The organism is Pseudomonas sp. NFPP12 (assembly GCF_900103205.1).
In the GTDB taxonomy this organism is placed as follows: domain Bacteria; phylum Pseudomonadota; class Gammaproteobacteria; order Pseudomonadales; family Pseudomonadaceae; genus Aquipseudomonas; species Aquipseudomonas protegens.
In genome coordinates, this window is the sequence record NZ_FMWW01000002.1 from 963,563 (window position 1) to 988,908 (window position 25,346).

The 25,346-nt window shown below is 62.2% G+C and carries 26 protein-coding genes and 1 riboswitch; of the genes, 11 read left to right on the forward strand and 15 right to left on the reverse strand.

Translation table 11 applies throughout. From position 1 onward, the window contains the following. Positions 1 to 199: 199 nt before the first annotated feature. The 4 genes from BLS75_RS12140 to BLS75_RS12155 form a co-directional block, all read right to left on the reverse strand. Positions 200 to 1,564: a DUF1329 domain-containing protein gene (locus tag BLS75_RS12140; RefSeq protein ID WP_011063362.1), complete on the reverse strand. Its 1,365-nt coding sequence runs from the start codon at positions 1,562 to 1,564 to the stop codon at positions 200 to 202. A gap of 30 nt (positions 1,565 to 1,594) precedes the next feature. Further along, positions 1,595 to 3,484 (reverse strand): DUF1302 domain-containing protein, encoded by a 1,890-nt coding sequence (locus BLS75_RS12145; RefSeq protein WP_072450930.1) that lies wholly within the window; start codon positions 3,482 to 3,484, stop codon positions 1,595 to 1,597. Between the two features lie 338 nt (positions 3,485 to 3,822). Then, positions 3,823 to 5,505, reverse strand: a complete 1,683-nt coding sequence (locus tag BLS75_RS12150) for a fatty acid--CoA ligase (protein WP_072450931.1) — start codon at positions 5,503 to 5,505, stop codon at positions 3,823 to 3,825. Positions 5,506 to 5,651: 146 nt separating this feature from the next. Next, a complete protein-coding gene (locus BLS75_RS12155; protein ID WP_072450932.1) occupies positions 5,652 to 6,836 on the reverse strand; it encodes an MFS transporter in 1,185 nt (394 codons plus the stop codon). 86 nt (positions 6,837 to 6,922) lie between these two features. Between BLS75_RS12155 and BLS75_RS12160 the strand changes: the two genes are divergently transcribed. After that, positions 6,923 to 7,696, forward strand: a complete 774-nt coding sequence (locus BLS75_RS12160; RefSeq protein WP_072450933.1) for an AraC family transcriptional regulator — start codon at positions 6,923 to 6,925, stop codon at positions 7,694 to 7,696. On the opposite strand, the gene BLS75_RS12165 is transcribed toward BLS75_RS12160, so the two are convergent. Further along, positions 7,680 to 8,309 (reverse strand): LysE family translocator, encoded by a 630-nt coding sequence (locus BLS75_RS12165; RefSeq protein ID WP_011063367.1) that lies wholly within the window; start codon positions 8,307 to 8,309, stop codon positions 7,680 to 7,682. The genes BLS75_RS12160 and BLS75_RS12165 overlap by 17 nt on opposite strands. Positions 8,310 to 8,393: 84 nt before the next feature. On the opposite strand from BLS75_RS12165, the gene BLS75_RS12170 reads away from it, so the two are divergent. The 3 genes from BLS75_RS12170 to BLS75_RS12180 all read left to right on the forward strand — a co-directional run bounded on the left by BLS75_RS12170 (position 8,394) and on the right by BLS75_RS12180 (position 11,240). Further along, positions 8,394 to 9,359, forward strand: a complete 966-nt coding sequence (locus BLS75_RS12170; protein ID WP_072450992.1) for a 2-hydroxyacid dehydrogenase — start codon at positions 8,394 to 8,396, stop codon at positions 9,357 to 9,359. A 31-nt stretch (positions 9,360 to 9,390) separates the two neighbouring features. Further along, positions 9,391 to 10,389 (forward strand): class I SAM-dependent methyltransferase, encoded by a 999-nt coding sequence (locus BLS75_RS12175; protein WP_011063369.1) that lies wholly within the window; start codon positions 9,391 to 9,393, stop codon positions 10,387 to 10,389. Positions 10,390 to 10,441: 52 nt separating this feature from the next. Next, positions 10,442 to 10,563, forward strand: a riboswitch (yybP-ykoY riboswitch). 92 nt (positions 10,564 to 10,655) lie between these two features. Next, positions 10,656 to 11,240, forward strand: a complete 585-nt coding sequence (locus tag BLS75_RS12180; protein ID WP_011063370.1) for a TMEM165/GDT1 family protein — start codon at positions 10,656 to 10,658, stop codon at positions 11,238 to 11,240. Between the two features lie 85 nt (positions 11,241 to 11,325). Here BLS75_RS12180 and BLS75_RS12185 read toward each other — a convergent pair whose 3' ends face one another. Continuing rightward, positions 11,326 to 12,144: a M48 family metallopeptidase gene (locus BLS75_RS12185; protein ID WP_011063371.1), complete on the reverse strand. Its 819-nt coding sequence runs from the start codon at positions 12,142 to 12,144 to the stop codon at positions 11,326 to 11,328. Between the two features lie 273 nt (positions 12,145 to 12,417). Here BLS75_RS12185 and BLS75_RS12190 point away from each other — a divergent pair, with 273 nt between their 5' ends. Further along, entirely contained in the window at positions 12,418 to 14,559 is a 2,142-nt protein-coding gene (locus tag BLS75_RS12190; RefSeq protein ID WP_072450934.1) for a methyl-accepting chemotaxis protein, read from the forward strand. Positions 14,560 to 14,673: 114 nt separating this feature from the next. Here the strand turns inward: BLS75_RS12190 and BLS75_RS12195 are convergent, their stop codons facing one another. Genes BLS75_RS12195 through BLS75_RS12205 form a run of 3 tightly spaced genes read right to left on the reverse strand, consistent with a single transcriptional unit; the run spans position 14,674 to position 15,789 of the window. Then, complete coding sequence (locus tag BLS75_RS12195) at positions 14,674 to 15,294, reverse strand: SOS response-associated peptidase (protein ID WP_011063373.1); 621 nt, start codon at positions 15,292 to 15,294, stop codon at positions 14,674 to 14,676. 35 nt (positions 15,295 to 15,329) lie between these two features. Further along, positions 15,330 to 15,590 carry a putative signal transducing protein gene (locus tag BLS75_RS12200; RefSeq protein WP_011063374.1) on the reverse strand — a complete coding sequence of 87 codons (261 nt, stop codon included), beginning with the start codon at positions 15,588 to 15,590 and terminating at the stop codon, positions 15,330 to 15,332. A 16-nt stretch (positions 15,591 to 15,606) separates the two neighbouring features. Next, the gene (locus tag BLS75_RS12205) at positions 15,607 to 15,789 is read right to left on the reverse strand and encodes a CPXCG motif-containing cysteine-rich protein (RefSeq protein WP_011063375.1); all 183 of its coding nucleotides are present in this window, start codon (positions 15,787 to 15,789) and stop codon (positions 15,607 to 15,609) included. A gap of 140 nt (positions 15,790 to 15,929) precedes the next feature. Between BLS75_RS12205 and BLS75_RS12210 the strand changes: the two genes are divergently transcribed. Continuing rightward, positions 15,930 to 17,096 (forward strand): 1-acyl-sn-glycerol-3-phosphate acyltransferase, encoded by a 1,167-nt coding sequence (locus BLS75_RS12210; RefSeq protein ID WP_015636954.1) that lies wholly within the window; start codon positions 15,930 to 15,932, stop codon positions 17,094 to 17,096. A 66-nt stretch (positions 17,097 to 17,162) separates the two neighbouring features. On the opposite strand, the gene BLS75_RS12215 is transcribed toward BLS75_RS12210, so the two are convergent. Next, positions 17,163 to 17,450: a hypothetical protein gene (locus tag BLS75_RS12215; protein WP_015636955.1), complete on the reverse strand. Its 288-nt coding sequence runs from the start codon at positions 17,448 to 17,450 to the stop codon at positions 17,163 to 17,165. A 189-nt stretch (positions 17,451 to 17,639) separates the two neighbouring features. Between BLS75_RS12215 and BLS75_RS12220 the strand changes: the two genes are divergently transcribed. After that, on the forward strand, positions 17,640 to 17,846 hold the full coding sequence (locus BLS75_RS12220) for a hypothetical protein (protein WP_011063378.1): 207 nt from the start codon (positions 17,640 to 17,642) through the stop codon (positions 17,844 to 17,846). A gap of 88 nt (positions 17,847 to 17,934) precedes the next feature. Here the strand turns inward: BLS75_RS12220 and BLS75_RS12225 are convergent, their stop codons facing one another. After that, positions 17,935 to 18,519: a YajG family lipoprotein gene (locus BLS75_RS12225; protein ID WP_047285306.1), complete on the reverse strand. Its 585-nt coding sequence runs from the start codon at positions 18,517 to 18,519 to the stop codon at positions 17,935 to 17,937. Between the two features lie 206 nt (positions 18,520 to 18,725). On the opposite strand from BLS75_RS12225, the gene BLS75_RS12230 reads away from it, so the two are divergent. Next, positions 18,726 to 18,959, forward strand: a complete 234-nt coding sequence (locus BLS75_RS12230; RefSeq protein WP_015636956.1) for a hypothetical protein — start codon at positions 18,726 to 18,728, stop codon at positions 18,957 to 18,959. 735 nt (positions 18,960 to 19,694) lie between these two features. Beyond that, a complete protein-coding gene (gene mqo / locus BLS75_RS12235) occupies positions 19,695 to 21,206 on the forward strand; it encodes a malate dehydrogenase (quinone) (RefSeq protein WP_019095052.1) in 1,512 nt (503 codons plus the stop codon). A gap of 67 nt (positions 21,207 to 21,273) precedes the next feature. On the opposite strand, the gene BLS75_RS12240 is transcribed toward mqo, so the two are convergent. The 4 genes from BLS75_RS12240 to BLS75_RS12255 form a co-directional block, all read right to left on the reverse strand. Beyond that, complete coding sequence (locus BLS75_RS12240; protein WP_019095051.1) at positions 21,274 to 21,561, reverse strand: PA4642 family protein; 288 nt, start codon at positions 21,559 to 21,561, stop codon at positions 21,274 to 21,276. 63 nt (positions 21,562 to 21,624) lie between these two features. After that, positions 21,625 to 22,110, reverse strand: coding sequence for a hypothetical protein (locus BLS75_RS12245; RefSeq protein ID WP_053153731.1), 486 nt, complete (start codon positions 22,108 to 22,110; stop codon positions 21,625 to 21,627). A gap of 99 nt (positions 22,111 to 22,209) precedes the next feature. Beyond that, complete coding sequence (locus tag BLS75_RS12250; RefSeq protein WP_011063384.1) at positions 22,210 to 22,683, reverse strand: WbuC family cupin fold metalloprotein; 474 nt, start codon at positions 22,681 to 22,683, stop codon at positions 22,210 to 22,212. Between the two features lie 3 nt (positions 22,684 to 22,686). Then, positions 22,687 to 23,244, reverse strand: a complete 558-nt coding sequence (locus tag BLS75_RS12255) for a hypoxanthine-guanine phosphoribosyltransferase (protein ID WP_011063385.1) — start codon at positions 23,242 to 23,244, stop codon at positions 22,687 to 22,689. Between the two features lie 164 nt (positions 23,245 to 23,408). Between BLS75_RS12255 and upp the strand changes: the two genes are divergently transcribed. Beyond that, positions 23,409 to 24,047, forward strand: coding sequence for a uracil phosphoribosyltransferase (gene upp, locus BLS75_RS12260; protein ID WP_011063386.1), 639 nt, complete (start codon positions 23,409 to 23,411; stop codon positions 24,045 to 24,047). A 2-nt stretch (positions 24,048 to 24,049) separates the two neighbouring features. Next, a complete protein-coding gene (locus tag BLS75_RS12265; RefSeq protein ID WP_072450935.1) occupies positions 24,050 to 25,324 on the forward strand; it encodes a uracil-xanthine permease family protein in 1,275 nt (424 codons plus the stop codon). Positions 25,325 to 25,346 lie beyond the last annotated feature (22 nt).

Here is a 25,346-nt window from a genome sequence, read left to right on the forward strand (position 1 = left end):
GCGAAAAAGACTATGAGCAAATTGGTCAGATAACTCCGAATGATTGAAGGATATTTCGTTTATTTATTGATTAAGTGGCTAATTAGCTTAGAGAAAACCGTCTGTACCCCGATGGATTCCAAGGCCGGGCCTCAGGCAAAAAAAAGCCCCGAACCAGGTCGGGGCTTTTTCCGAGGATGCGGCCTCTATTTGCAGCGGCTCAGCGAACCCCGTCCTGACGCAGGGCGGCTGGGGTGAAATCGCTGGTGGTGGCGGTGAAACCGAAGTCGTAGGCCTGTTTCTCTTCGTTCTTCATGCCCAGGGCCAGGTAACGGCCGGACTGCAGGTCGTAGAGGGTTTCCAGGGCGTACCACGGCACTTGCTTGTCGTAGTAGTTCTCGGCGTGAGCCTCGGCCACGCGCCACAGCTGGCCACGACCGTCGTAGTGGTCGATCACCGCGGCCTGCCAGGTGTCTTCGTCGATGTAGAAGTCACGCTTGGCGTAGATGTGGCGCTGGCCTTCCTTCAAGGTTGCCACCACATGCCAGACCCGGCGCAGTTCATAGCGAGCCAGGTCCTGGTTGATGTGGCCGGCCTTGATGATGTCGGCGTACTTCAGGGTCGGCGAGTCGAGCTTGTAGCTGTCGGAAGCGATGTACATCTCCTTCTTGCCTTCCAGCTTCCAGTCGTAGCGATCCGGCGCACCGTTGTACATGTCCAGGTTGTCGGAAGTACGCAGGCCGTCGGCAGCGGTACCCGGGCCGTCATAGGACACTTGCGGGGCGCGGCGTACGCGGCGCTGACCCGCGTTGTAGACCCAGGCCGAACGCGGCTCCTTCACTTGGTCGAGGGTTTCGTGCACCAGCAGCACGCCACCGGCCAGGCGCGCTGGCGCGGTCACTTTCTGCTTGAAGTAGAACAGGATGTTGCCCGGGTTTTTCGGATCGTAGTCCTTCATCTTGTCGCGGAACACGAACTGGTCCTGGAAGTACACCAGGCTGTAGGAGCCGTTGGCCTGTGGCGTAGCCTGGGTCACTAGGCGGGTCACACTGCCACCGCGATAGCGGGTGATGTGGTTCCAGATGACTTCCACGCCGCTTTTCGGGATCGGGAACGGAATCGCGGTTTCGAAGTTCTCCAGGCCGTTGCCGCCGGACACCAGGTTGGTGCTGGTAGCGTTGCGCTTGATCGCGGCGAACACGTCAGCCGGCACGGTGGCCCCGCGATGGGACGGGTAGACCGGCATCTTGAAGGTTTCCGGGTAGCGCTTGAACATCGCATACTGCCCCGGCGCCAGCTTGTCCTTGTACTGCTCGACGTTCTGCGCGGTGATGGTGAACAGCGGCTGCTCGCTGCCGTAGGGGTTGGACAGGAAACCCTTGCTATCCACGGTGCCAGCATTGGTCGCCAGTGGCTTCCAGGCCGGAATGGTGCCGGCGGCATTGCCGGCCATTTCCGCGCCCATCGGCGTCAGGCTGGTACCCAGCTTGGCGGCTTCATCGGCCGAGACCGCGGCCATGACCCCGGTGGCCAGCAGTGACAGTCCCAGCACACCGACGTGCAACAGACTCTTGGTGATTTTCATATTGTTGTTCTTCCTGAAAATGCAGTGTGCTTAGAAGTTCACGCCAACGCTCAAGGCGAGGAAGTCCCGGTCATCCACGGTGCTGTAGTCGCCACCGAAGAAGTTGGTGTAGGCCAGGCTCGCGGTGTAGGTGTTCTGGTACTCGGCATCCAGCCCCAGGCTGATGGCCTTGCGGCCTTCTTCGAAGTTGCCGCCAGGACCTGGCGAGTAACCCTTGACGTCATGGGACCAAGCCACGTTCGGCTTGAGGTTCACACCAGCGAACACATCCGGGTACTCCCAGATGGCACGGCCGCGGTAGCCCCAGGAGGTGGCGGTGGTGAAGCCATCGTTGTTGCAGTTGGCGCTGACATTGCTGGCATCTGCACCAGGACCCGCACCGGCGATGGTGGTGGAGTTAAGCGCACGACAGGTGTTTTGCCCGCCGGTGGCTGGCAAGGCGCCAGGACCAAACACCGGATCACGTCCATAGCGGACATCCGACTTGCTCTCAAGGCCACCGACGTGGGTAACCCCCACCTCCCCTACCAGCGTCAGACGGCTGGCGCCCATGACCTGATCGAAGAAGTGCGTGAAGGTAGTCTGGAACTGAGTGATTTCCTTGCGGCGATAGCCATTGAGGTCCTGCCCCGCTACACCTTCAAGCAGAGAGGCGTTGGTGTATGCCCCCTTCAGAGGTCGAACGGCGGAATAGAGAATATCGGTAGAGTTGAGTTGCACAGGCGCATTCGGCCGGTAGCTGATTTCACCACTCCATGCGGTCCCCGTAGGCAGGGTGGTGGAGAAGCTCAAGCCGTACAGGCGAATGTCTTCTGGATACTCAACGAAGTACTTCGAATTACCGGCGATCCATACCGGCGCCAGGGTGCCGAATCCTGCTGCGATGTCGTAAGCCGACTGTGGAGCTGCCGTGGCACTGAAAATCGGCGCCCGGCTGTGATAGTTCATGAAGTAGGCACCGAACTCGGTGTCCAGCGGCTCGAAGTTGTAGTGGAACGCCGCGCCGAACTGGCCGCTGTCACGGGCATCGCGGTCGCCACTGCGGCGCACCAGCGTGCCTTCTTCGTTGACATCGACGCCACGAGCCTGCATCGCGGCCAGGGCCGCGCGCCCCGGCGCCGTGGCGGTGATGGTCGAACGCTTGGCCAGCAGGCGCAGGTTGTCGTCACAGCCATCGGAAATGTTGTCCGGCTGCGAGAAGAAGGTGCCGCAGTTATCGGTAACGGTCTGGTCCCATTCCAGCTGGTAGAAGGCTTCGGCTGACAGGTTCTCGGTCAGGTTCTGGGAGATGTAGAACATGTTGACCGGGATCAGGCCTTCCTTGATCTCGGCGCCAGGACGGCGGAACGCCGACACATCGATGGGGTTGATCGAGTTGATACCGCCACCGATGAAGGTACTTTCGCCCCAGCTCACCACCTGCTTACCGAAGCGCACCGAACCTGGCTCATCGGCAATGGAGTAGTTGTGATAGACGAAGGCATCGAGGATCTGACCGCCGGAAGACTTGGCGCCTTCCTTGCGGTTGTTGTCGCTGATGTTCTTGAAGTCCATGTCTTCGTCTTTGAGCTTGAAGTCATACCAGTACTTGCCACGGACAAACACACCGGTATCGCCGTACTTCAATTCCAGGTCATGGATACCCTTGAAGATCTTCGAGAAGGTCTGGCCCTTGTTGAAGTTCAAGTGGCCGTCATCGGTGGTCTGGGACAGGCCCTTGCCGCCGTTGTTGACCCCGATCAGGTCCTTGTTGCGCCCGGCGGTCGACCAGCTGGCCCCCACCGACAGGGACGAATCGAAGCTGCCTTCGATTTCACCGATGTTGAAGCTGACGCCGAATGCCGGCCCGGCGAGCGTGGAGGCGAGACCGACGGCCAGGGGCAGTTTCGCCCGGCGCCAGAACTGGTTTGCTGATGTCATCGACGCTACTCCATGTGCATTATTGTTATGGCAGTACGCTTTTCTGAAAACGCTTCGAATACCGGTTGAATGAACACTTGTCCCGGCTCCGAAGTTGCGTGGCGCGAGCACCCCACAATGCTCCGTTGTTCAGAAAAATCCGTGAACGGACTATATCCAGCAGGGATTACTGCTTGATCCCTCTAAAGTGTGATTTGCAGCCACCCACCGCACTGGAACAGCCCTTTGCCATAACCTTTGAAAAACGGCGCGGCAAGAATGACTGAAAAATCCGTGAGCACAAGGCAAAGGCTTGCCGGGTGGGCGTGCCGTGCCCGAGCGGGCACGGCCGGGGACGCTCAGAGCGTGGAGAGGAAGGTGCTGTTGCTGGCTTGCCACTCGCTGATGTCGACGCGGATGCGCTTCTTGTCGAGCTTGCCAACGCTGGTCTTGGGAATTTCAGTAACAAGGGCGATCTGACTGGGAATCGCCCACTTGCTCAGGTGGCCCAGCTCGACGAAGGGCTTGAGGTGTTCCTTGAGCTCGCGGGCGCCAATCTCATGGCCCTCGCGGATGACCAGCAGGGCGAATGGGCGTTCGCCCCACTGCGGATCGGCGATGCCCACCACTGCTACTTCACGTACCGCCACGTGGCGGCTGATGAGGTCCTCCAGGTCCAGGGAGGAGATCCACTCGCCACCGGTCTTGATCACGTCCTTGATCCGGTCGCGGATGTCGATCACCCCCATGCTGTCCAGGGTCGCCACGTCACCGGTATGCAGCCAGCCGCCTTCCCAGAGCTCGGCGCCTTTTTGCGGCTCGTTGAAATAACCTTCGCTCAGCCAGGGCGCCCGCAGCACCAGCTCGCCCTGGGCCTCGCCGTCCGCCGGGAGGAAGTTGCCTTCGGCATCGATGATCGCCGCCTCCACCAGCGGCCCCGGTACTCCGGCCTTGATGCGGTAGGTGGTGCGCTCGTCCTCGCTGCCCGCCATCAGTTCATCGTTCAGGTGTGCACAGGACACCAGCGGTCCGGTTTCCGACATGCCGTAGGCAGCCGTCAGCTGGATGCCCTTGGCCTTGGCCGCCTCGTACAGCGCGCGGTTCAGCGCACTGCCGCCGATGACGATCTTCCAGCCGCCGAAATCCGTACCCTGGGCCCCCTTGGCATTGAGCACCATCTGCAGGATGGTCGGCACGCAGTGAGAGAAGGTGACCTTCTCCCGGCGCCACAGCTCCACCAGGTACTCCGGGTCGTAGCGCCCGGGATAGACCTGCTTGAGCCCGAGCATGGTGGCCACGTACGGCAAGCCCCAGGCGTGCACGTGGAACATCGGGGTGATGGGCATGTACACATCGTTGGTGCCCAGCAGGCGCACGCTGTCGATGGCCCCCATGATGGTGGACACCCCCAGGGTGTGCAGCACCAGCTGGCGGTGGGTGAAGTACACGCCCTTGGGGTTGCCGGTGGTGCCGGTGGTGTAGAAGGTGGTGGCCACCGAGTTCTCGTCGAAATCCTCGAACGCGTACTGGGGGCTGGCCGCGGCGAGCAAGGTCTCGTACTCGCCCACCAGGTTCGGCAACTCGGCGGTTTTCTCCGGGGCATCGGTGAGCAGCAGGGTTTTCTCCACCGTGGTCAGGTGCCCGGCAATCGCCTGGTACAGGCCGACGAACTCGCTGTTGACCAACACGAAGCGGTCCTCGGCATGGTTCATGGTGTAGAGAATCTGCTCCGGCGACAGACGCACGTTGATGGTGTGGATCACCGCACCGATCATCGGGATGGCAAACATGCACTCCAGGTAGCGATGGCTGTCCCAGTCCATGACCGCCACGGTGTCCCCCGCCTTGACCCCGGCCGCGGTCAGCACATTGGCCAGGCGCGCCACCCGCTCGATCAGGGTCGGATAGGTGTAGCGCAACTGGTCACGGTAGATGATCTCGCGGGTTTTTTCGTAGCGGGTGCCGGACATCAGCAAGCGCTTGATCAGAAGTGGGTATTGGTAGGCGCCTTCGGCGGGAGGAATAACGCGAGTCTGCAACATAAGAATCCCTTTTCTGACGGCTCGGTCGTGACTGGAGGATAACCACTCTAGAGCTCCTGCGCGCCCGCTAAATCAGCCAAAGGAATGATTTGCAGGGCCGCACAAATACTAGCTTCAGGCCAGTATTGTTACGGCCCTGCACGACCTCAGGCGCTTTGCCCCACTGCCGCTTCCGCGGGGGTGCGGGGAAAGGCCAGCGCCGCGGCAAACGTCAGCGCCGCGACACCCGCCAGAACCAGGTACAGGCCGCTCAGGCCCTGACGCGGTTCCACCAGAGCAATCAATGGAATCGCCGTGGCACTGGCACCGAACGACAAGCAGTAACGCAAGGCGAAGACTCGCGACTGCCACTGGGGCGCAACGAAGTTGGCGACCATGGCATCGTTCACCGTGACCTGGCCGAACACCACGAACATGAAGGCCGCACCCAGGACGATCACGCCCCAACCCTGGCTGTCGGCCATCGCCAGCAGCAACGGGGCCTGGAGCAGGGTCAAAATGATGAACGGCCACTTCAGGCTGAAGCGGTGCAATACCCGGCCGATCAACAACTGCGCCACTGCGCCGAAGGCATAGGCCAGGCTGACCACCACCCCCAGGGTCTGCGGCGAGGTGAACAGTTCATGCAGGCGTTCCTGGAACAGCTTCGGGTAAGTCATGGTGGTGGCGTTGAAGACCACCCCGCCAGTGGCTGTGGCCAGGGCCAGCACGCCGAACACCAGGAGCATGGAGATCTGCTGCCCGCCCTTGCCCTTGAGCGGCACATGGGCGCGTGCGGGGGCAGGCTCGTCACGCACCTGCCAGGCAAAGCCGACACCCAGAAGGATGGCCACGCTCCCCGGCAGGATGAACGCCGAGCGCCAGCCGAACCGCGTCACCAGCAAGCCGGTAATCAAGGCCGAGAAGGCCACGCCGAGGTTGCCCCACATACCGTTGATGCCGATCTCGCGCCCGCGATTCTGCGCATAGGCCACCAGCATCGCGGTGCCGACCGGATGATAGATAGCGGCGAATATTCCCATCAGGGTCAGCCCGATCACCAGCATGCTCGGGCTATTACTGAGCCCGGTGAGGATCGAGGCGCCACCGATACCGAAGAAGAACAGCAGCATCATCTGCCGCCGACTCCAGTGATCCCCCAGCCAACCGGCCGGTAGCGAACAGGCGCCAAAGGCGATGAAACCGCCCAGGGACAGACCGATCAGCCCGGCATAGTCCAGGCCAAAGGCCTGGGTCATGCCCAGCACGGCAGCGGGAAAGATCAGCATGAACATGTGATCGATGACATGGGCGGCGTTGACGTAGCGGATGACGTTTCGGGCTTGATTCATGGCGACACACCGGGGTTGGTTGTTGTACCGCCTATGCTAATTTGGCAATCCACCGCATTTCTGACAACAAAGTCATTGGACCGGACATGTTAATCGACCACTTCCACCATGGGCCGGTCAGCGCCTATCCCCGGGACTACCCCGACGCCGCGCACCAACCGTTGCACCGCCATCGCGAGGCGCAGTTTCTCTACGCCGCCTGCGGCACCATGCGCCTGGTCACCGCCCAGGGCGCCTGGGTGATCCCACCGAGCCGGGCGGTGTGGATCCCGCCACTGGTGGAGCATGAAATCTTCATGGTCGGCGAGGTGCGCATGCGCTCTGTGTTCATCGACCCGGAGCTGTCAGCGCCCGCATTGCGCCAATGCTGCGTCCTGGCGGTCACACCGCTGCTGCGGGAGTTGATCCTGCGTGCCGTGCAAGGTCCGGAACAAGCGGAAAACCCCTTGATCCAGCAATTGATGCTGGAAGAAATCGCCGCCCTGGAAAACCTTCCGCTGCACATTCCCATGCCCCAGGACCGGCGCTTGCAAGCCATCTGCCGGACCTTGATACAGACCCCGGATCACCCCCACACCCTGGAAGACTGGGCGCAGCAGGTCGGCGCCAGTTCACGAACCCTGGCGCGGCTGTTCCAGCAGCAGGTGCAGATGAATTTCAATGCCTGGCGCCAGCAGGTGCGCCTGATGGAAGCTCTGCCACGCCTGCTCGCCGGGGAAAGCGTGCACAGCGTGGCCGACTCGCTGGGATACGGCAGCGCCCGGGCCTTCAGCGCGATGTTCTGCCGTTTGCTCGGGGATACGCCACGGCATTACGTGGCGGCCCTGAATCAGCTCAGCGCAATCAATGCATCTCGGTGAAGGCCAGCTTCACGCCGATGGCGATCAGTACTGCGCCCATGGTGCGGTCGAACCAGTGGCCCATGCGGGCAAAGCCGGCACGAACCCGCTGCTGGCTGAAGAGCATGGCCACCAGACAGAACCACACAGCGGTGGCCACCGCCAGATACACGCCATACCCGGCCTGGATCGCCAGCGGCGTATGCGGGTTGATCACCACGGTGAACAGCGAGAGAAAGAACAGCGTCGCCTTGGGGTTCAGGCCATTGGTGACAAAGCCTGAAGTGAAGGCCCCACGCGCGGTGCGGACCCCGGCCTCCTTGTGCAAGTCGTCGGCCGCCGGTTTGGCCGGCTGGGCACGCAGGGCCTTGTAGCCGATGTACAGCAGGTAGGCCGCTGCCAGCCACTTCAGTGCGTTGAACAGGACGATGGACTGGGAAACGATCAGGCCGATCCCCAGCAGCGAGTAACCCACGTGCAGGAAGATTGCGCAGCCCACGCCCAGCGCGGTCCAGGTGCCGGCTCGACGGCCGTGGGTCACGCTTTCACGCACCACCACGGCGAAGTCCGGGCCGGGGCTGGCCACTGCCAGAAGATGGATGAGGGCAACGGTCAAGAACTCGGTGAAGTACATGCAGGCTCCTGTGTATGTCTAATTATTTCATCTGTTAGGCTCGGCAGATTACGCCTTAGAACCCTCGTGCAAAAGGTACAGTTCATGACTAACAATCGCCGCGCCGTCTTCCTCGATCACAGCTCACTGGACCTCGGTGACCTGGACCTGGGTGCGCTGCATGACAGTTTCAGCTCTCTGCAAGTACATGCCCACACAGCGCCGGAACAGGTCGCCGAACGCCTGCAGGGCGCCCAGGTGGCCATCAGCAACAAGGTGGCACTGACAGCCGAAACCCTGGCCGCCTGCCCCGACCTGCAACTGATCCTGGTGGCCGCCACCGGCACCAACAATGTCGACCTGGCCGCAGCCCGCAAGCAGGGGATCACCGTCAGCAACTGCCAGGGCTACGGCACTCCCTCGGTGGCCCAGCACACCCTGATGCTGCTGCTCAACCTGGCCACCCGGGTCGCCGATTACCAACAGGCCGTGGCCGCCGGGCGCTGGCAACAGGCCAGTCAGTTCTGCCTGCTGGACTACCCGATCATCGAACTGGCGGGCAAGACCCTGGGCCTGCTGGGCAATGGCGAACTGGGCAGCGCGGTGGCCCGCCTGGCCGAAGCCTTTGGCATGCGTGTGCTGCTGGGGCAGATTCCAGGCCGCCCGACCCGCCCGGACCGCCTGCCGCTGAAGGAACTGCTGCCGCAAGTGGACGCCCTGACCCTGCACTGCCCCCTCAACGAGCACACCCGCCACTTTATCGGTGCCCCGGAGCTGGCCCTGCTCAAGCCCGGAGCCCTGGTGGTCAACACCGCCCGCGGCGGGCTGATCGATGAACAGGCCCTGGCCGATGCATTGCGCAATGGTCACCTGGGTGGTGCGGCCACCGATGTGCTCAGCGTCGAACCCCCGGTGGCTGGCAACCCCCTGCTGGCCGGCGACATTCCGCGCCTGATCGTCACTCCACACAACGCCTGGGGCAGCCGCGAGGCCCGCCAGCGAATCGTCGGTCAATTGACGCAAAACGCCCACGCCTTCTTCAGCGGCGCCCCGCTGCGGGTCGTGAGTTGATAAACTTCGCCACTTTTTTCGGGGGCGGATCATGGACACACGCAGTGAAGTACTGTTGCGTCAGGCTGAATTGTTTCAAGGCTCACTGCTGCTGGCCGGCCTGGCCGCCGACGATCTGCTGGGCCGCCTGCCCAATGCCCGGGGCTGGAGCTGGCACGCCGGCGACCAGGCAGCCCTGGAGGCGCGCTTTCCCGGCCGCAGTCACTTTGGCGTAGACGCACCGGCCCAATCCTTCGACAGCGCCGTGCTGTTCCTGCCCAAATCCAAGGACCTGACCGACTACCTGCTCAACGCCCTGGCCTCGCGCCTGGCCGGGCGTGAACTGTACCTGGTGGGCGAGAAGCGCAGCGGCGTGGAGAGTGCGGCCAAGCAACTCAACCCCTTCGGCAAGCCGCGCAAGCTCGATAGCGCCCGGCACTGCCAGCTGTGGCAGGTCACGGTGGCCAATGCTCCCGAACCGCTCACCCTGCAGAGCCTGGCCCAGGAGTACGAACTGCCGCTGGCCGAAGGCCCGCTGAAAGTCATCAGCCTGCCGGGGGTGTTCAGCCATGGCCGGCTGGATCGCGGCACCGCGCTGCTGCTGGAGCACCTGGACCACCTGCCCGCCGGCCACCTGCTGGACTTCGGCTGCGGTGCCGGAGTGCTAGGGGCCACAGTGAAACGCCGCTACCCGGACAGCCGCGTGACCCTGCTGGATGTGGACGCCTTCGCCGCCGCCAGCAGCCGCCTGACCCTGGCGGCCAACGGCCTGGAAGCCGAGGTGCTGACCGGTGACGGAATCGACGCCGCGCCCATGGGGCTGAACGGCATCCTGACCAATCCGCCCTTCCACACCGGGGTCCATACCGACTACCAGGCAACGGAAAACCTGCTGCGAAAAGCAGCCAAACATCTGCAAAAAGGTGGAGAACTGCGAGTAGTTGCCAACAGCTTCCTGCGCTACCAGCCGCTGATCGAAGAGCACCTGGGGCCCTGTGCGATCAAGGCCGAAGGCCAGGGCTTTCGCATTTATCGGGCCAAGCGCGGCTGAAATCCTTTTTCGCAAACAAGGCTTGCCGAAAGGGTTTTGCCTAGGCAGAATCCGCTCCGTCCTAGGGGAGTAGTCTCCCACGAGCGCCACGCTCGTCCGGCATGCGTCAACATACTTGGTCAACAGACCATGGCGCATGCGACCCAAGAGTCCGCACAGACGGACCGCAGGGTTTGACAAGACCTATGACACGCACACCTTACCCGGGGCGGGAAGGCTGTACGTGTCATAGCCGTGTCGACCCGCCCCTTAGGAAAACCCTGATGATGCTGGACTCCCTGCTCGTTCCCACCGCAATCGTTGCCTTGGCCGAAATCGGCGACAAGACGCAACTGCTTGCCCTGATTCTCGCCGCACGTTTTCGCAAACCCTGGCCGATCATCGCCGGCATCGTTGCCGCGACCCTGGCCAACCATGCGGCGGCCGGTGCGGTAGGCGCCTGGTTCGGCAGCTTCTTCTCGGACTCGACCCTGCACTGGATCCTCGCCGCCAGCTTCACCGCCACCGCGCTGTGGACCCTGGTACCGGACAAGATGGACGACGACGAAGCCAATACCGCACGCAAGTTCGGCCCTTTCCTGACCACCCTGATCGCCTTCTTCCTGGCAGAAATCGGTGACAAGACCCAGGTCGCCACCGTCATGCTGGCGGCGCAGTACCCGGACCTGTGGCTGGTGATCATCGGTACCACCCTGGGCATGCTGATTGCCAACGTACCGGTGGTCCTGGCAGGCAACTTCGCCGCAGACAAGCTGCCCCTGACCCTGATCCGTCGCCTGGCGGCGTCGGCCTTCTTCATCCTCGCCGTGGTGGCGGTGTACAAGGCCATGCAGATCAGCGGCTGGGTATAAAAGAAATCGCCGGCAAGCTGGCCCCTACGCAACCCGTAGGAGCCGGCTTGCCGGCGACAGCGTCATCGACAATGACGCGAAGGGATCAGGACTTCTTGGCGGCCTGATACAGCGGCATCACCTTGGGAATCGCCGCCTGCAAGGAAGCGATACGGCTGGTGGAAGCCGGGTGAGTGCTCATGAACTCGGGCGGCGCGGAGCCACCGGCAGCCTGGCCCATCTTGTTCCACAGGCTGATGGCCGCATTCGGGTTGTAACCGGCACGGGCGGCCAGTTCCAGGCCGATCAGGTCCGCTTCGTTTTCATTCTCGCGGCTGTTGGGCAGGGTCATCAGCAGGTTCACCCCGTTGTCACCCAGGGCTACGGTTTCCTGCGGAACGCCGAACAAGGTGGCGATCTGCTTGCCGGCACCGACCGCGTACTGCTTGGACATGGCTTCGCGACCGTGCTCGCGCAGGGCGTGGGCAATTTCATGGCCCATGACCGCGGCGATTTCATCGTCGGTGAGTTTGAGCTTCTCGATCAGCCCGGAGTAGAAAATGATCTTGCCGCCAGGACCGCAGTTGGCGTTGAGCTCGTCGCTCTTGATCAGGTTGACTTCCCATTTCCACTGCGCGCAGTCGGGGCGGAAAGTCGGCGCCTGGGCAATCAGGCGGTTGGCAATGACCTGCAGGCGCTTGGCGTTGGCGCTGGTCTTGTCCAGTACGCCCTGGCTGCTGGCTTCACCCAGAGTCTGCTGATAGGACTGGGCATAGGACTGGTTCACTTCAGCGCTGGAAACCATGCTGAACATGGATTGCTTGCGATCCACACCGACCACGCCACCGCTGGTGGTATTGACCGTTTCACAACCGCTGAGCAGTACTGCGGCACTCAATGCACATACGACCAATGACTTCTTCATCATGAAACCTCCCTGAAAACGTGGCGCGTATCCTAAGGGCGGAAATGTATCCGCGCCAGATGTAAAAACAGCAATCGGTCGCATTTCAGATACATATTTGCCTTGCAGGAGAAAATTCATTCCTCCCGCAAATCCCGCCCGGGTTACCCCCACAGCTCGCCAAGAACGACATCAAGCTCCCTGAAACAGTCATTTTTCCGTGTAAGGCTAATGGCCAGCGCTGCAGCGGCCGATACAGCTCGGCAGACCTAAATTCCTGCGCCCGGAGCCTCTATGAAGTTCAAGTCGATCCAGTTTTCCGTCGCCGCCCTGGCCGGCGCCATCGTTCTCAGCGTGGTTGCAGCCCTGGTGCTGTACGCCCTGTTCTCCGGGGCCAGGACCCAGCAGATGGTGCAAGACCGTACCCAGGCCCAGTTCGAACAGGTCATCGAACAACGCCTGAGCGGCCTGGCGCAGACCCAGGTCAGCCAGATCCAGCGCGAACTGGAAGCGCCCCTGCTGATCGCCGGCGGCCTGGTGCGGGTCAATGCGCTGATGGGCACCCAGGACTCGCAAGGCCATGCCGGGCTGAGCATGAGCCGTGAACAGCTGATTGCCCTGATCAAGGAAAACGTCACCCAGAACCCGAAGATCCTGGGTGCGTACATTGGCTGGGAACCCGGCGCCATCGACCATGACGACGCTGCCTACGTAGGCACCTCGGTGGTGGGTATCGATGCAGCAAACGGCCGCTTCCTGCCCTGGTGGTTCCGCAATGAAGACGGCAGCCTGGGCCTGGACAAACTGGCCGACGTCAATGATCGGACCCTGCTTTCCACCGGCGTGCGCGCCAGCGAGTACTACCTCTGCTCCCAGGACAGCCTAAAGCCTTGCGCCATCGACCCCGCACCCTACAAGGTCGGCGACAAGGTGGTGATGCTGGCCTCCTTTATTCAGCCGATCCTGCTCAACGGCAAGTTCCAGGGCATCGTGGGTGCCGACCTGTCAGTGAACTTCATCCAGGACATGCTGGTGGGCGCCAACCAGAAGCTCTACGGTGGCGCCGGGCACATGGCCCTGATCGGCGGTAACGGTCGCCTGGTCGCCTATACCAAGGACTCGAGCAAGTTCGGTGAAAAAGTCAGCGACGTGCTCAGCAGTGACGCACTGACCAAGCTGTCCAGCCTCAAGCGCGGCGAAGTGACCTACGACGTCGACCAGGCCAACGGCACCATCAGCCTGTACCTGCCCTTCGGCATCGGCCAGACCGATGCGCACTGGACCCTGATGCTGCAACTGCCGCTGAGCGCGGTGATGGCCGACCTCGACAAACTGCAAGGTGACCTGGCCGAACAACGCAAGGCCGACACCTTCGGCATGGCCATGGTCGGGCTGGTGATTGCCGGCCTCGGCTTGCTGGTGATCTGGCTGGTGGGCCACGGCATTGCCCGGCCGCTGCGGCAGATGGTGGCAATGCTCGACGACATCGCTCAGGGCGAAGGCGACCTGACCCGACGCCTGACCAGCGATCGCGCTGACGAGCTGGGCTCCATCGCCAAAGGCTTCAACACCTTTTTGGCCAAGCTGCAGGCGATGATCAGCCAAGTGGTGACCTCGGTTCAGAGCGTCAGCGATTCTTCGGAACACACCGCAGACATCGCCATTCGCACCAACCAGGGCGTGCACAAGCAAATGGTTGAAATCGATCAGGTAGCCACCGCGGTGCACGAAATGACCGCCACCGCCCAGGACGTCGCGCGCAATGCCACCCAGGCCGCGCAAGCCGCCAGCCACGCCGACCAGGCCGCCAGCCAGGGCATGCAGATCGTGCGCGACACCTCCAGCGCCATAGGCGCCCTGGCCGAGGAAATCGGCCGTGCGGTGGGCGTGGTGCAGACCCTGGCCAAGGACAGCGAGAACATCAACGCCATCCTCATCGCCATTCGCGGGATTGCCGAGCAGACCAACCTGCTGGCGCTTAACGCGGCAATCGAGGCGGCGCGGGCCGGCGAGCAAGGCAGGGGCTTTGCGGTGGTTGCCGACGAGGTGCGCAACCTGGCGCAGAAAACCCAACAGGCCACCGAAGAAATCCAGTCGATGATCCAGCAACTGCAGCAGGGCACCCGGGAAGTGGTGCGGGTAATGGAGGACAGCCAGCACAAGACCGACCAGAGCGTGGAACACGCGGCCAAGGCGGCCCAGGCCCTGGAAACCATCACCCAGGCGGTGTCGGTGATCAACGACATGAACACCCAGATCGCCAGCGCCGCCGAGGAGCAGAGCGCGGTGGCCGAGGACATCAACCGCAATGTGATCAATATCGGCCAGGTGGCCAATGAAGTGGCGGGCGGTGCCGATGAGTCCAGTGCGGCCAGCGCCGGGCTGACCAAGCTCGCCGAACAGCAACGACGCCTGATCAACCAGTTCAAAGTCTAATCACGGACCTGCAGGAGCCGGCTTGCCGGCGAAAGCGATCCTGGCTTGGACAGCAAACCAGGGGCCTCTTCGCTGGCAAGCCAGCTCCTGCAGCCAGCTCCTGCAGTTGATGCTTCAGGCGGGGGTCAGGCACTCGGGGCCGTTGAGCTTGGGGTCATTGACCAGGTTGGCCAGGACCCGCTCGCGCAGGGCTGCCGGCGGGCTGGCCAGCAAGGCTTGCAGGGCATGCAAGGGGGTTTCTGGATCGAGCCAGGCTTGCTGGCCGGCGGCATCGAGGATCAGCGGGCGACGCAGATTGGAAGCCGCCTGGGTTACCACTGCAGTGCTCAGCCAGACCTGCTCCTGCACCGGGTAGGCCTCCCATATCGCGGCAAAAAAGATCGACGAACCTTCCCCCGGCGTCAGCCAGTAGGGGCGCTTGCGGGTGCCGCCGCGCCATTCGTAGAAACCATTGGCCGGCAGCAGGCAGCGCCGCTCGCGAAAGGCCTGGCGAAACATCGGCTGCTCCGCCAGGGTTTCCGCCCGGGCATGGGCGGGCGTCCGGGAAAGGTCCGTGAGCCACGGCGGTGTCAGCCCCCAGCGGGCCCGGGCCAGGGTGCGCTGGCCGTTTTCCGCGCGCTGGATCAGCACCGAATCATTGGGCGAGATGTTCCACTGCGCCTTCTGGTCGGCGGGAAATCCCGGCAAGGCGGCAAACGCGGGGTTCCAGCGAAACAGGGCATAACGTCCACACATGGGGCAATACAACTCTCGGCAAATCGGCGCTCAGCCTAACAGACCAGCACCCCGGCAAAATTGTCCGGTTCATCAAAGGGCAACGGCAGGGCCGCATTGTACGCAGCGATCAGCTCTCGCGCCTGTTGCGCCTGGTGGTTTTCCACCGACAGCCCCAGCAGCCCGAACAGCGGCAGCTCCCCTGCCCCGCCCAACAGATCGCGCCCCTGCAGATGGGCCTCGATCCCCTCGCTGGCCAGCATGCACTGGAGCAACTCGCCTTCCAGCAGGTTTTCCGGCTCGTAGATGCGCTGCATAAGGGCCACTCCCCATTCAGTCGTTTTCACTGTGAACGTCGAGCATCCATTCCCGACCGTCGGTTTGCAGGGTGAATACAATGGGCCGGCAGCACACCGGGCAGTCTTCGATATAGGTCTGGTCGCCGCCAGACAGGTCCAGCACCGCCTCTGCCTGTTCGCCACAGTAAGGGCACTGATAATGGTCGGTTTCCAGCATCGCCGTCTCCAGAGTGACTTATGCGTATAATCGCCGGTCTATTTGCAGGGCTTTTTTTGTTTGAGCTGAATTTTCAGACCGTGCCCGGCTTTTTTTCGATCCGAACCTTTTCTTACCCTAGCCGTTTCTAACAAGAGAGCATGATGGGCGAATTCGATGCCATCCGACCTTACCACGACAGCGAAGTACCAGCGGTGCTGGCCCGGCTGCTCGGTGACAAGGCGTTTCTAGATATCCTCACCCACTTTCGCTTCCCGCGTTTTGCCAAGACTTTCGGCTGGCTGCTCAAACCCCTGATCGCTCACCGCCTGCGCCGTGAGTTTGCCGGGGTCACTTCGGTGGCCACCCTGCAGGACAAGGTCGAATTCTACGTCGACCACACCATCGAGCGGGCCACCGACGGCGTGACCTACACCGGCGTCGAGCAGTTCAAGTCGGGCACCGCCTATGTGTTCCTGGCCAACCACCGCGACATCGTCATGGACCCGGCCTTCGTCAACTACGCGGTGTACCACGCCGGCCTGCCGACGCCACGCATCGCCATTGGCGACAACCTGCTGCAGAAGCCGTTTGTCAGCGACCTGATGCGCCTGAACAAGAGTTTCATCGTGCACCGTTCCATCAGCGGTCGCCGGGAAAAGCTCGCGGCCTACCAGCTGCTGTCGGCCTATATCAACCATTCGATCCGCAACGACGGCCAGTCGATCTGGATCGCCCAGGCCGAGGGCCGGGCCAAGGATGGCGACGATCGCACCGAGTCGGCGATCCTCAAGATGTTCCACATGAGCCGCAAGGACGAGCCGTTCGGCGAGGTCATCCAGTCGTTGAACCTGACACCGGTGTCCATCAGCTACGAATACGACCCCTGCGACCAGGCCAAGGCCCGCGAGCTGTACATCCGCGCCACCACCGGCACCTATACCAAGGCACCAGGCGAGGATGACGTGAGCATCGCCAAGGGCATCACCGGCTATAAAGGCCGGGTCCACGTGAACTTCGCCGCGCCCATCAGCGAATCCTTCGAGGACACCAAGCAACTGGCCATGGAAATGGACCGGCAGATCCTCGGCGGCTACCGCCTGTTCCCGGTGCACTACCTGGCCTATGCCCAGTGGAGCGATGCCGATCCACAACTGCAGGTGCCAACGGCCGCCGAGGTCTTCCCGGCCCAGGAGCTGGCCAAGGCCGAACAGGAATGGCAGCGCCGGCTGGATGCCTGCCCGGCAGAACACCGGCCGTACCTGGTACTGCAATACGCCAATCCGGTGCGCAACCAGTATCGGGTCAAGGCCGGTCTGGCGCTGTAACGGCCGGACTGGAAAGCACAACGGCGCCTGCGGGCGCCGTTGTCGTTTCTGCAACCTGGGGGTTGATCAGAACCGGGTGCTGATCCAGGACACCAGCAACGCCAAGCCAAGGCAGGCGAAGCCGAAGCGGTAGAAAAATCTATTGATGCGCAAGGTTGCGGGATCCAGCATCAGCAGCGGCTGATCCACCGCCCGTCCCTCGCTCTGCACGGCCAGATTGGCCAGGGCCCGCAGTTCACGACGGCGGGTGGCGTGCAGCAGCCAGCTGCCTGGGCAGGCGAACAGCAGGGCAAGCAGGTTGATCAGTTTGGCGGGATGGGCGTTGAACATCGACCAGATCAGTTGCAGCGACATCATGAACCTCGGAGGAAAGCCGTATACGGGCCGTCGAGTGCACCCGCGGCGCGGATTCTACTCAATCCCCGACAAAACGCGGGGGGCTTTCCGACCAGTAACGAGACGCCGGTCCATTAATTTAAAGCGTCATCTTTTCGTCATCTAAACAAGCCAGTCTGTCGCCCCTCGAAACCCACGGAGCTTGTCATGCTGCACGCCGAAAACCAGGACCGCCTTTACCTGATCGCCCCCAGTGAAGAACAGCAGGCGCTGGTGGGCGCCCTGGCGTTCAACGTGCAGGACCGGCACTGGCTGGTGTATTGCGCCCTGGGCGGGCACCAGCACGCGGACCTGCCGGAAACAGACCTGCTGACGGGCGTCAGCATGCTGGACTTCTACGTCGAGGCGGCCTGATCCGCGCCCATAAAAAAGCCCGGCGCGCTATCAGGCAGCCGGGCTTTTTCGTTGCTTGGCCAGGGCTCAAACCCCGGCCAGGCGCGGGTTACTCGCCGAGGATCTGGCCCACGGTCGGATCCTTGAACAGACGGGTCAAGGCATCGCTGAGCACATCACCCACCAGCTTGGTGTTGGTGTCCTGGTTCGGCGCCATGCCGAAACGCTGGTCCAGGGAAGCACCGTAACGGCCGCTGTAACGACGGTTGGCGTTCTGCACATCCGAGCGGAAGGTGGCACCGATGGTGGCTTCGGTCACGTACAGGCCTTCTTTAGGCGACTGGTACTTGAGCTCGGCCAGGGTCACGGTCAACTGAGGGGCGTTGGTACCACCGGCGGTCGGGGTAAAGCCCAGCAGGCGCACTGCCGCTTCGGCCTGGGCCTGCAGCTTGGGCAGGATCTGCGCGCTCTGCACGGTGATGGCACTGGTTTCCGGGTACAGGCCACCACGGGTGCCCAGGGTCGGCGAAGGACGTCCATCAACCACTTTCACCACCACCGGCTGGCCATGGCCGACAGGCGCCAGCTGGGCAGTGAGCTTGGGCTCCGGGCTGAGTTGTTGCGGGCTGTGGGCGCAACCCACCAGCGACAGGCTGGTCACAGTGATCAAACCGAACAACAGGCGTTGCAACATGCTCATCTCTCCAGGAATCAGGCACAAACAGGCCCGCAGTATAGCGGTGCACAAGGACGGCAAACCAGCGCCAGGCATGACTTAGTCAAGACTCAGACAGGTCCCGTACAACCGGGTTCCTGTAACCTGCCGTTCACTGGCAATACATCATGATGTAACGGCTCAAGGGCATTCTTATCGTCAATGACACATTCAGGTACCTGGTCATGAACTTCCTCCGTTCCCTGTTCGCCCCCCGTCAACAGTTTCGCAGCTTCGCCCTGCTGGACAACCAGGGACGTTGCCAGGCCTTCAAGCACTGCCTGCTGGCCCCGGTAGGCGATGGCTGGGTGGAAATCCAGGAAATTCGCCTGAACTGGTTGCACCAGGCTCTGCCCGCCAGCGCCCGGGTCAGCCCGCGCTGCGCTCGCTCCCGGGTGCAACCGATACTGGCCACCTGACCAAAAGCCTAATAAAAGTCGCGAAACAGGATCATTTCTGCGCATTTCTTCGTTACAATCTCCCCCCGATTATAAGGACGTCTCCTGATCGGGCCTCGCAGTACCGCCAACGCCACTGCTTTGGCACCCCGCACCGCCCACAGAGAGCCGCCCACACAGTTCGAGTGAAGCTGGCGTGCTTGCTGTTCACCTTGCAAACCTCCACTTTTCGCGAAACTGCAGAGCTGCCGTTGCTCGGCCACTTAAAGCTGTTTGCCCGTCGTGCCCGCATCCTTTGCCGGCATCACCGCGCGGGCCAGGTGCCAGGCTGAGGCAGCCCTTTTTTGAGGTTCACGTCTTCAAAAGAGCGTGAAAAAACGGGTTTTCACAACTTCACAAGAGTGTGGCGAGCAAATGAATAGTTTTGCGTCTGAACTGGCACCATTGGCCTCTACAACAGCCCGATTACACAGGACCGAGCACTCCTCAAGAACTGGTGCTTGAAGCCTGTCCGCTGACGGATTTGGTTGCACGAGCGGATGTATCGACCATAAGTCGAATTGCCCGAGGCTCCCCGAGATGCGTTCATACGCACCTTGAGGCCCGGTTGGCAGCGTCCGTGGTAGTTGCAAAAAATTGCGAAGATTCGGACATGGCGATCCTGGCCATGGGTAACCTGGGGCATTACGTGAACCGCCCCGTCACTCCTGGCAGCCATGCCGTCAATTTGGTGCTGCAGATTTTGGAGACGCGTTAATGGCGCATAACGAAGCAGTAGACGTCGTATTGGTCGGGGCCGGCATCATGAGTGCCACCCTTGCTGTACTGCTCAAAGAGCTCGACCCCGCGATCAAGCTGGAAGTCGTCGAGCTGATGGATTCGGGTGCCGCGGAAAGTTCCAACCCGTGGAACAACGCCGGTACCGGCCACGCCGGCCTCTGTGAGCTGAACTACACGCCACAGGCCGCCGATGGCAGCATCGACATCAAGAAAGCCGTGCACATCAACACCCAGTTCGAGGTGTCGAAGCAGTTCTGGTCCTACCTGACCAAGAAAGGCACCTTCGGCTCGTCCAAGTCCTTCATCAGCCCCGTGCCGCACCTGAGCTTCGTACAGGGCGAAAAAGGCGTTTCCTTCCTCAAGAAACGCTTTGAAGTACTGAGCCAGCACCATGCCTTCGCGGACATGGAATACACCGAAGACAAGGCCAAGATGGCCGAGTGGATGCCGCTGATGATGCCGGGCCGCCCAGCGGACGAAACCATCGCCGCCACTCGCGTGCTCAACGGTACCGACGTCAACTTCGGCGCCCTGACCAACCAGTTGCTCAAGCACCTGACCAGCGCTCCCGATGCCCAGGTCAAGTACTGCAAGCGTGTCACTGGCCTCAAGCGCAACAAGGCCAACGGCTGGACCGTGAGCATCAAGGACGTCAACAGCGGCAGTACCCGCGAAGTCGACGCCAAGTTCGTGTTCCTCGGCGCCGGTGGCGCGGCCCTGCCCCTGCTGCAGGCCTCGGGCATCGAGGAGAGCAAGGGCTTCGGCGGTTTCCCGGTGAGCGGCCAGTGGCTGCGTTGCGACAACCCGGAAGTGGTCAAGCAGCACCAGGCCAAGGTCTACAGCCAGGCGGCCGTGGGCTCGCCACCGATGTCCGTGCCGCACCTGGACACCCGCGTGGTCGAAGGCAAGAAGTCCCTGCTGTTCGGGCCTTATGCCGGCTTTACCACCAAGTTCCTCAAGCACGGCTCGTTCCTCGACCTGCCGATGTCGGTACGCGCCGGCAACATCGGCCCGATGCTGGCCGTGGCCCGGGACAACATGGACCTGACCAAGTACCTGGTCAGCGAAGTCATGCAGTCCATGGAGCAGCGCCTGGAATCCCTGCGCCGCTTCTACCCCGAGGCCAAGGCCGAGGACTGGCGCCTGGAAGTGGCCGGCCAGCGGGTGCAGATCATCAAGAAGGATCCGAAGAAAGGCGGCATCCTGCAGTTCGGTACCGAACTGGTGGCAGCCAAGGACGGCTCTCTGGCCGCCCTGCTCGGCGCCTCGCCAGGTGCCTCGGTAACCGTTTCGATCATGCTGGAGCTGATCGAGCGATGCTTCCCGGCCAAGGCCAGCGGCGAATGGGCTGCCAAGCTCAAGGAAATCTTCCCGGCACGAGAAAAGGTCCTGGAAACCGACGCAACGCTGTACCACCAGATCAACAGCGAAAACAACCTGAGCCTGGAGCTGGTCGAGCCAAGCAAGGAAACCGAAAGCTGCGCCTGATCCGCGCTGAATGAAAAACGCCCCGTCCTTCGCAGGACGGGGCGTTTTTTTATGCCTGGCGAGAAGATCAGCCGCGGGCGTTGTCCATCAGCTCGATGTAGTCGGCGGCGTTGCGCTGATCGCGGATCAGGTCGACGAAGCTCTGGCCGTGCTCATCCTTGCCATCCAGGTCGAAACCGGCTTCGACGAAGAAGGTCAGGAAGCGTTCGAAATCATCGATGCGCAGGCCACGATAGGCCTTGATCAGCTTGTGCAGGGACGGCGAAGTTGCATCGACCGGCTCGAAATCGAGGAACAACTTGATCTGCTCGTCGCTGATCTCGTCACCAATCACTTGTTTCTTATCTTTACGCATTGCCGACTCCAGCTCGCAGACATTTCACGGGGCGGGCAGTTTACCCCCAGCCCGCATATGGCCTCAACGCGAACGCACGCTGCCGGTATGCAGGTCAGCCCAGATGTGCCCGTTGGCATAGCTGAGGAACTGGCAATACACCGTGTCGTTGCGCAACAGGTCCATCACCGCACGGTACTGGGCCAGCGGGTAATACAGGGTCAGGGTCCGGCTCTTGGCATCGAACTGCGGCTTTTTCAGGCTTTTGCTTTCACCGTCGAAGTTCACCAGCACCTGGCTGATGGTGGCGCCCTTGTTCAACGGCTTGCCCTTGAGCCGCACCCACACTGGCGAAGTCACGGGAATCGGTTGCTGGTTCGATTGGCGCTGGCTGCCGATCACCACCGAATACTCGGTGACCTGCAACAACTGCTGCTGTTGCGGGACGCTGTCGCGCAGGGTCAGATCATCGGGAGGCAGGAACTGCCCGTGCAAGGGGGCCGGGGCGGCTGCCAGGGGCAGGCTCAAGCACAGAAGAAGGGCCGCGCTACTGCGAATCAACAGGCTCATGACAGGCTCCAGACAAGGGCCGAGCACTCTAGCACGGGTTTTTACCGCAAATCTTGCACCGTTATCGACGGTAGGCCGCTGTCACGGGCGCGGGCCTGTTCAGTCGAACTGGGCGCGCATCCAGGCCTGGTATTCGGCCACGCCGGGCTCGCCTTCACGGGGCGCCCAACTGGCCTGCTCACCCTCGCCCACTGGGCGATAAGGGCCGGCCTTGCATTCGAACATCAGGCTGTCGGGCTCCAGCACCACCAGGCCGTGGAAAACCCCGGCCGGCAAGTCCACACCGACGCAGTCGCCGCCGGCCTGCAGCACCCGCTTGCCCTGGACCTGGCCCGCTTCATCGAAAATCAGCACGCCCAGGCGCCCCTTGAGCACCAGCAGGGTCTCGGCCTTGTCAGCACTCAGGTGGCGATGCGGCGGAACATAAGTGGAGGGTTGCAGCCCCACCGCCATGCGGTGGCAAGGCTCTTCCATGGCATGGAAGTTGTGGTGCTGACGACCGCGGGGGTTGGCCGCGGCTTTCTCAGCCAGGTCGCTGAACAACGCTTGATCGAGAAAGCTCGGCCCGGTCATCGCTTACATGCCCTTCACGGCATAAATGCCGGCAGCGTTACGCCAGTAGCCCTTGTAGTCCATGCCGTAGCCGAACACGTAGCGGTCCACGCAAGGCAGGCCCATGTAGTCGGCCTTGAGGTCCGGACGGGCCTTGCGGTCGTGGTCCTTGTCGATCAGCACGGCCGTGTGCACGGCGCGGGCGCCGGCGTGTTTGCAGAAGTCGATGATCGCACCCAGGGTGTGACCTTCATCGAGGATGTCGTCGATGATCAGCACGTCGCGGTCGATAAAGGAGACTTCCGGCTTGGACTTCCAGAACAGCTCACCGCCGCTGGTTTCGTTGCGGTAGCGGGTAGCGTGCAGGTAGGAGGCTTCCAGGGGAAAGCGCAGGTGGGTCAGCAGCTTGCCCGCGAAGATCAGGCCACCGTTCATGACGCAGAATACCACCGGATTGCGCTCAGCCAGTTCTTCAGTGATTTGTGCACCGACCCGGGCGATGGCCGCCTCGACTTCAGCTTCGGTGTACAGGCAGTCAGCCTCGCGCATGATTTGACGGATATGCTCGAGATCAGCGGACATGGCGCTCTCCAAGGGGTGGCAGTTTCGGAAAAGCGGGCAAAGGTACGCATCCGGCCCGGTCAGATCAAGCGTTTCTGGACTAACGTACTTTATGTCTATAGGACAACAACCCCGGATAGATTAATCTAGGCCGTTTTTTTTGCCCGCCGCCGGAGCCTTTCCCTATGCCCATCCGTGAGATCCGCCATCCGCTGATCCGACACAAACTTGGCCTTATGCGCCGCGCAGACATTAGCACGAAGAACTTTCGCGAGCTCGCTCAGGAAGTCGGTGCCCTGCTGACGTACGAAGCCACCAAAGACCTGCCCCTGGAAAGCTACGAGATTCCAGGCTGGTGCGGCCCTGTCCAGGTCGAGAAGATCGCCGGCAAGAAGATTACCGTGGTACCGATCCTGCGTGCCGGCATCGGCATGCTCGAAGGCGTGCTGAGCCTGATCCCGGGCGCCAAGGTCAGCGCCGTAGGCGTGGCCCGCAATGAGGAAACCCTGCAAGCCCACACCTACCTGGAAAAACTGGTACCGGAAATCGACGAGCGCCTGGCGATGATCATCGACCCGATGCTGGCCACCGGCAGTTCCATGGTCGCCACCATCGACCTGTTGAAAAAGGCCGGCTGCCGTGACATCCGCGCCATGGTCCTGGTGGCCGCCCCCGAGGGCATCGCCGCCGTCGAGCAGGCGCACCCGGACGTGACCATCTACACCGCTTCCATCGATCAGAAGCTCAACGAGCATGGCTACATCATTCCTGGCCTGGGTGATGCCGGTGACAAGATCTTCGGCACCAAGCAGAAGGATTCCTGATCATGCAGGATGAGTTCAACGATCCGCTCTGGCGCCAGGTACTGTCTGGCGCGCAGATGCTCTTCGTGGCCTTCGGTGCCCTGGTGTTGATGCCGCTGATCACCGGTCTCGACCCGAACGTGGCGCTGTTCACGGCGGGTCTCGGGACTCTGTTGTTCCAGGTGGTGACCGGGCGCCAGGTGCCGGTCTTCCTGGCGTCGAGCTTTGCCTTCATCACCCCGATCATTCTCGCCAAGGGCCAGTTCGGCCTCGCCGCGACCATGGGCGGGGTAATGGCGGCGGGCTTCGTCTACACCTTTCTCGGCCTGGCCGTGAAGATCAAGGGCACCGGTTTCATCGATCGCCTGCTGCCGCCGGTGGTCATTGGCCCGGTGATCATTTCCATCGGCCTGGCCATGGCCCCCATCGCCGCCAACATGGCCATGGGCAAGGCCGGTGACGGCAACGAGCTGATTCATTACCAGACGGCGATGATGATCTCGATGCCGGCGCTGCTCACCACCCTGATCGTCGCGGTGTTCGGCAAAGGCATCTTTCGCCTGGTGCCGATCATTTCCGGCGTGCTGGTGGGGTTTGCCCTGTCGTTCTACTTCGGCGTGGTGGACACCGCGAAGATCGCCGCCGCCCCCTGGCTGGCGCTGCCGCACTTCACCGCACCGGAGTTCAACTGGCAGGCGATCCTGTTCATCGTCCCGGTCGCTCTGGCACCGGCCATCGAGCACATCGGTGGCGTGATTGCGGTCGGCAGCGTCACCGGCCGCGACTACCTGAAGAAGCCCGGCCTGCACCGCACCCTGTTCGGTGACGGCATCGCCACCACCGCTGCCGGCCTGTTCGGCGGGCCGCCCAACACCACCTACGCCGAAGTCACTGGCGCGGTGATGCTGACTAAGAACTACAACCCGAAAATCATGACCTGGGCGGCGGTCTTCGCCATCACCCTGGCCTTTATCGGCAAGTTCGGCGCGCTGCTGCAAAGCATCCCGGTGCCAGTGATGGGCGGGATTCTCTGCCTGCTGTTCGGCTCGATCGCCGCAGTGGGGATGAACACCCTGATCCGCCACAAGATCGACCTGGGCGAAGCCCGCAACCTGGTGATCGTCTCGGTGACCCTGGTGTTCGGCATTGGCGGCGTGCTGGTGGGAACCGGTACCGGTCCGGATGACTTCGGCCTCAAGGGCATCGCCCTGTGCGCCGTTGTCGCCATCGTGCTGAACCTGGTGCTGCCGGGGAACGACGGCTGGAAGAACAAGAAGGCCGATGAGCCGTTGATCTAGAGAACCCTTCGCCGGCAAGCTG

Coding starts and splice junctions, on each gene's coding strand:
- BLS75_RS12140 (WP_011063362.1), bottom strand. CDS start 1,564: ATGAAAATCACCAAGAGTCTGTTGCACGTCGGTGTGCTGGGACTGTCA.
- BLS75_RS12145 (WP_072450930.1), bottom strand. CDS start 3,484: ATGACATCAGCAAACCAGTTCTGGCGCCGGGCGAAACTGCCCCTGGCC.
- BLS75_RS12150 (WP_072450931.1), bottom strand. CDS start 5,505: ATGTTGCAGACTCGCGTTATTCCTCCCGCCGAAGGCGCCTACCAATAC.
- BLS75_RS12155 (WP_072450932.1), bottom strand. CDS start 6,836: ATGAATCAAGCCCGAAACGTCATCCGCTACGTCAACGCCGCCCATGTC.
- BLS75_RS12160 (WP_072450933.1), top strand. CDS start 6,923: ATGTTAATCGACCACTTCCACCATGGGCCGGTCAGCGCCTATCCCCGG.
- BLS75_RS12165 (WP_011063367.1), bottom strand. CDS start 8,309: ATGTACTTCACCGAGTTCTTGACCGTTGCCCTCATCCATCTTCTGGCA.
- BLS75_RS12170 (WP_072450992.1), top strand. CDS start 8,394: ATGACTAACAATCGCCGCGCCGTCTTCCTCGATCACAGCTCACTGGAC.
- BLS75_RS12175 (WP_011063369.1), top strand. CDS start 9,391: ATGGACACACGCAGTGAAGTACTGTTGCGTCAGGCTGAATTGTTTCAA.
- BLS75_RS12180 (WP_011063370.1), top strand. CDS start 10,656: ATGCTGGACTCCCTGCTCGTTCCCACCGCAATCGTTGCCTTGGCCGAA.
- BLS75_RS12185 (WP_011063371.1), bottom strand. CDS start 12,144: ATGAAGAAGTCATTGGTCGTATGTGCATTGAGTGCCGCAGTACTGCTC.
- BLS75_RS12190 (WP_072450934.1), top strand. CDS start 12,418: ATGAAGTTCAAGTCGATCCAGTTTTCCGTCGCCGCCCTGGCCGGCGCC.
- BLS75_RS12195 (WP_011063373.1), bottom strand. CDS start 15,294: ATGTGTGGACGTTATGCCCTGTTTCGCTGGAACCCCGCGTTTGCCGCC.
- BLS75_RS12200 (WP_011063374.1), bottom strand. CDS start 15,590: ATGCAGCGCATCTACGAGCCGGAAAACCTGCTGGAAGGCGAGTTGCTC.
- BLS75_RS12205 (WP_011063375.1), bottom strand. CDS start 15,789: ATGCTGGAAACCGACCATTATCAGTGCCCTTACTGTGGCGAACAGGCA.
- BLS75_RS12210 (WP_015636954.1), top strand. CDS start 15,930: ATGATGGGCGAATTCGATGCCATCCGACCTTACCACGACAGCGAAGTA.
- BLS75_RS12215 (WP_015636955.1), bottom strand. CDS start 17,450: ATGTCGCTGCAACTGATCTGGTCGATGTTCAACGCCCATCCCGCCAAA.
- BLS75_RS12220 (WP_011063378.1), top strand. CDS start 17,640: ATGCTGCACGCCGAAAACCAGGACCGCCTTTACCTGATCGCCCCCAGT.
- BLS75_RS12225 (WP_047285306.1), bottom strand. CDS start 18,519: ATGTTGCAACGCCTGTTGTTCGGTTTGATCACTGTGACCAGCCTGTCG.
- BLS75_RS12230 (WP_015636956.1), top strand. CDS start 18,726: ATGAACTTCCTCCGTTCCCTGTTCGCCCCCCGTCAACAGTTTCGCAGC.
- mqo (WP_019095052.1), top strand. CDS start 19,695: ATGGCGCATAACGAAGCAGTAGACGTCGTATTGGTCGGGGCCGGCATC.
- BLS75_RS12240 (WP_019095051.1), bottom strand. CDS start 21,561: ATGCGTAAAGATAAGAAACAAGTGATTGGTGACGAGATCAGCGACGAG.
- BLS75_RS12245 (WP_053153731.1), bottom strand. CDS start 22,110: ATGAGCCTGTTGATTCGCAGTAGCGCGGCCCTTCTTCTGTGCTTGAGC.
- BLS75_RS12250 (WP_011063384.1), bottom strand. CDS start 22,683: ATGACCGGGCCGAGCTTTCTCGATCAAGCGTTGTTCAGCGACCTGGCT.
- BLS75_RS12255 (WP_011063385.1), bottom strand. CDS start 23,244: ATGTCCGCTGATCTCGAGCATATCCGTCAAATCATGCGCGAGGCTGAC.
- upp (WP_011063386.1), top strand. CDS start 23,409: ATGCCCATCCGTGAGATCCGCCATCCGCTGATCCGACACAAACTTGGC.
- BLS75_RS12265 (WP_072450935.1), top strand. CDS start 24,050: ATGCAGGATGAGTTCAACGATCCGCTCTGGCGCCAGGTACTGTCTGGC.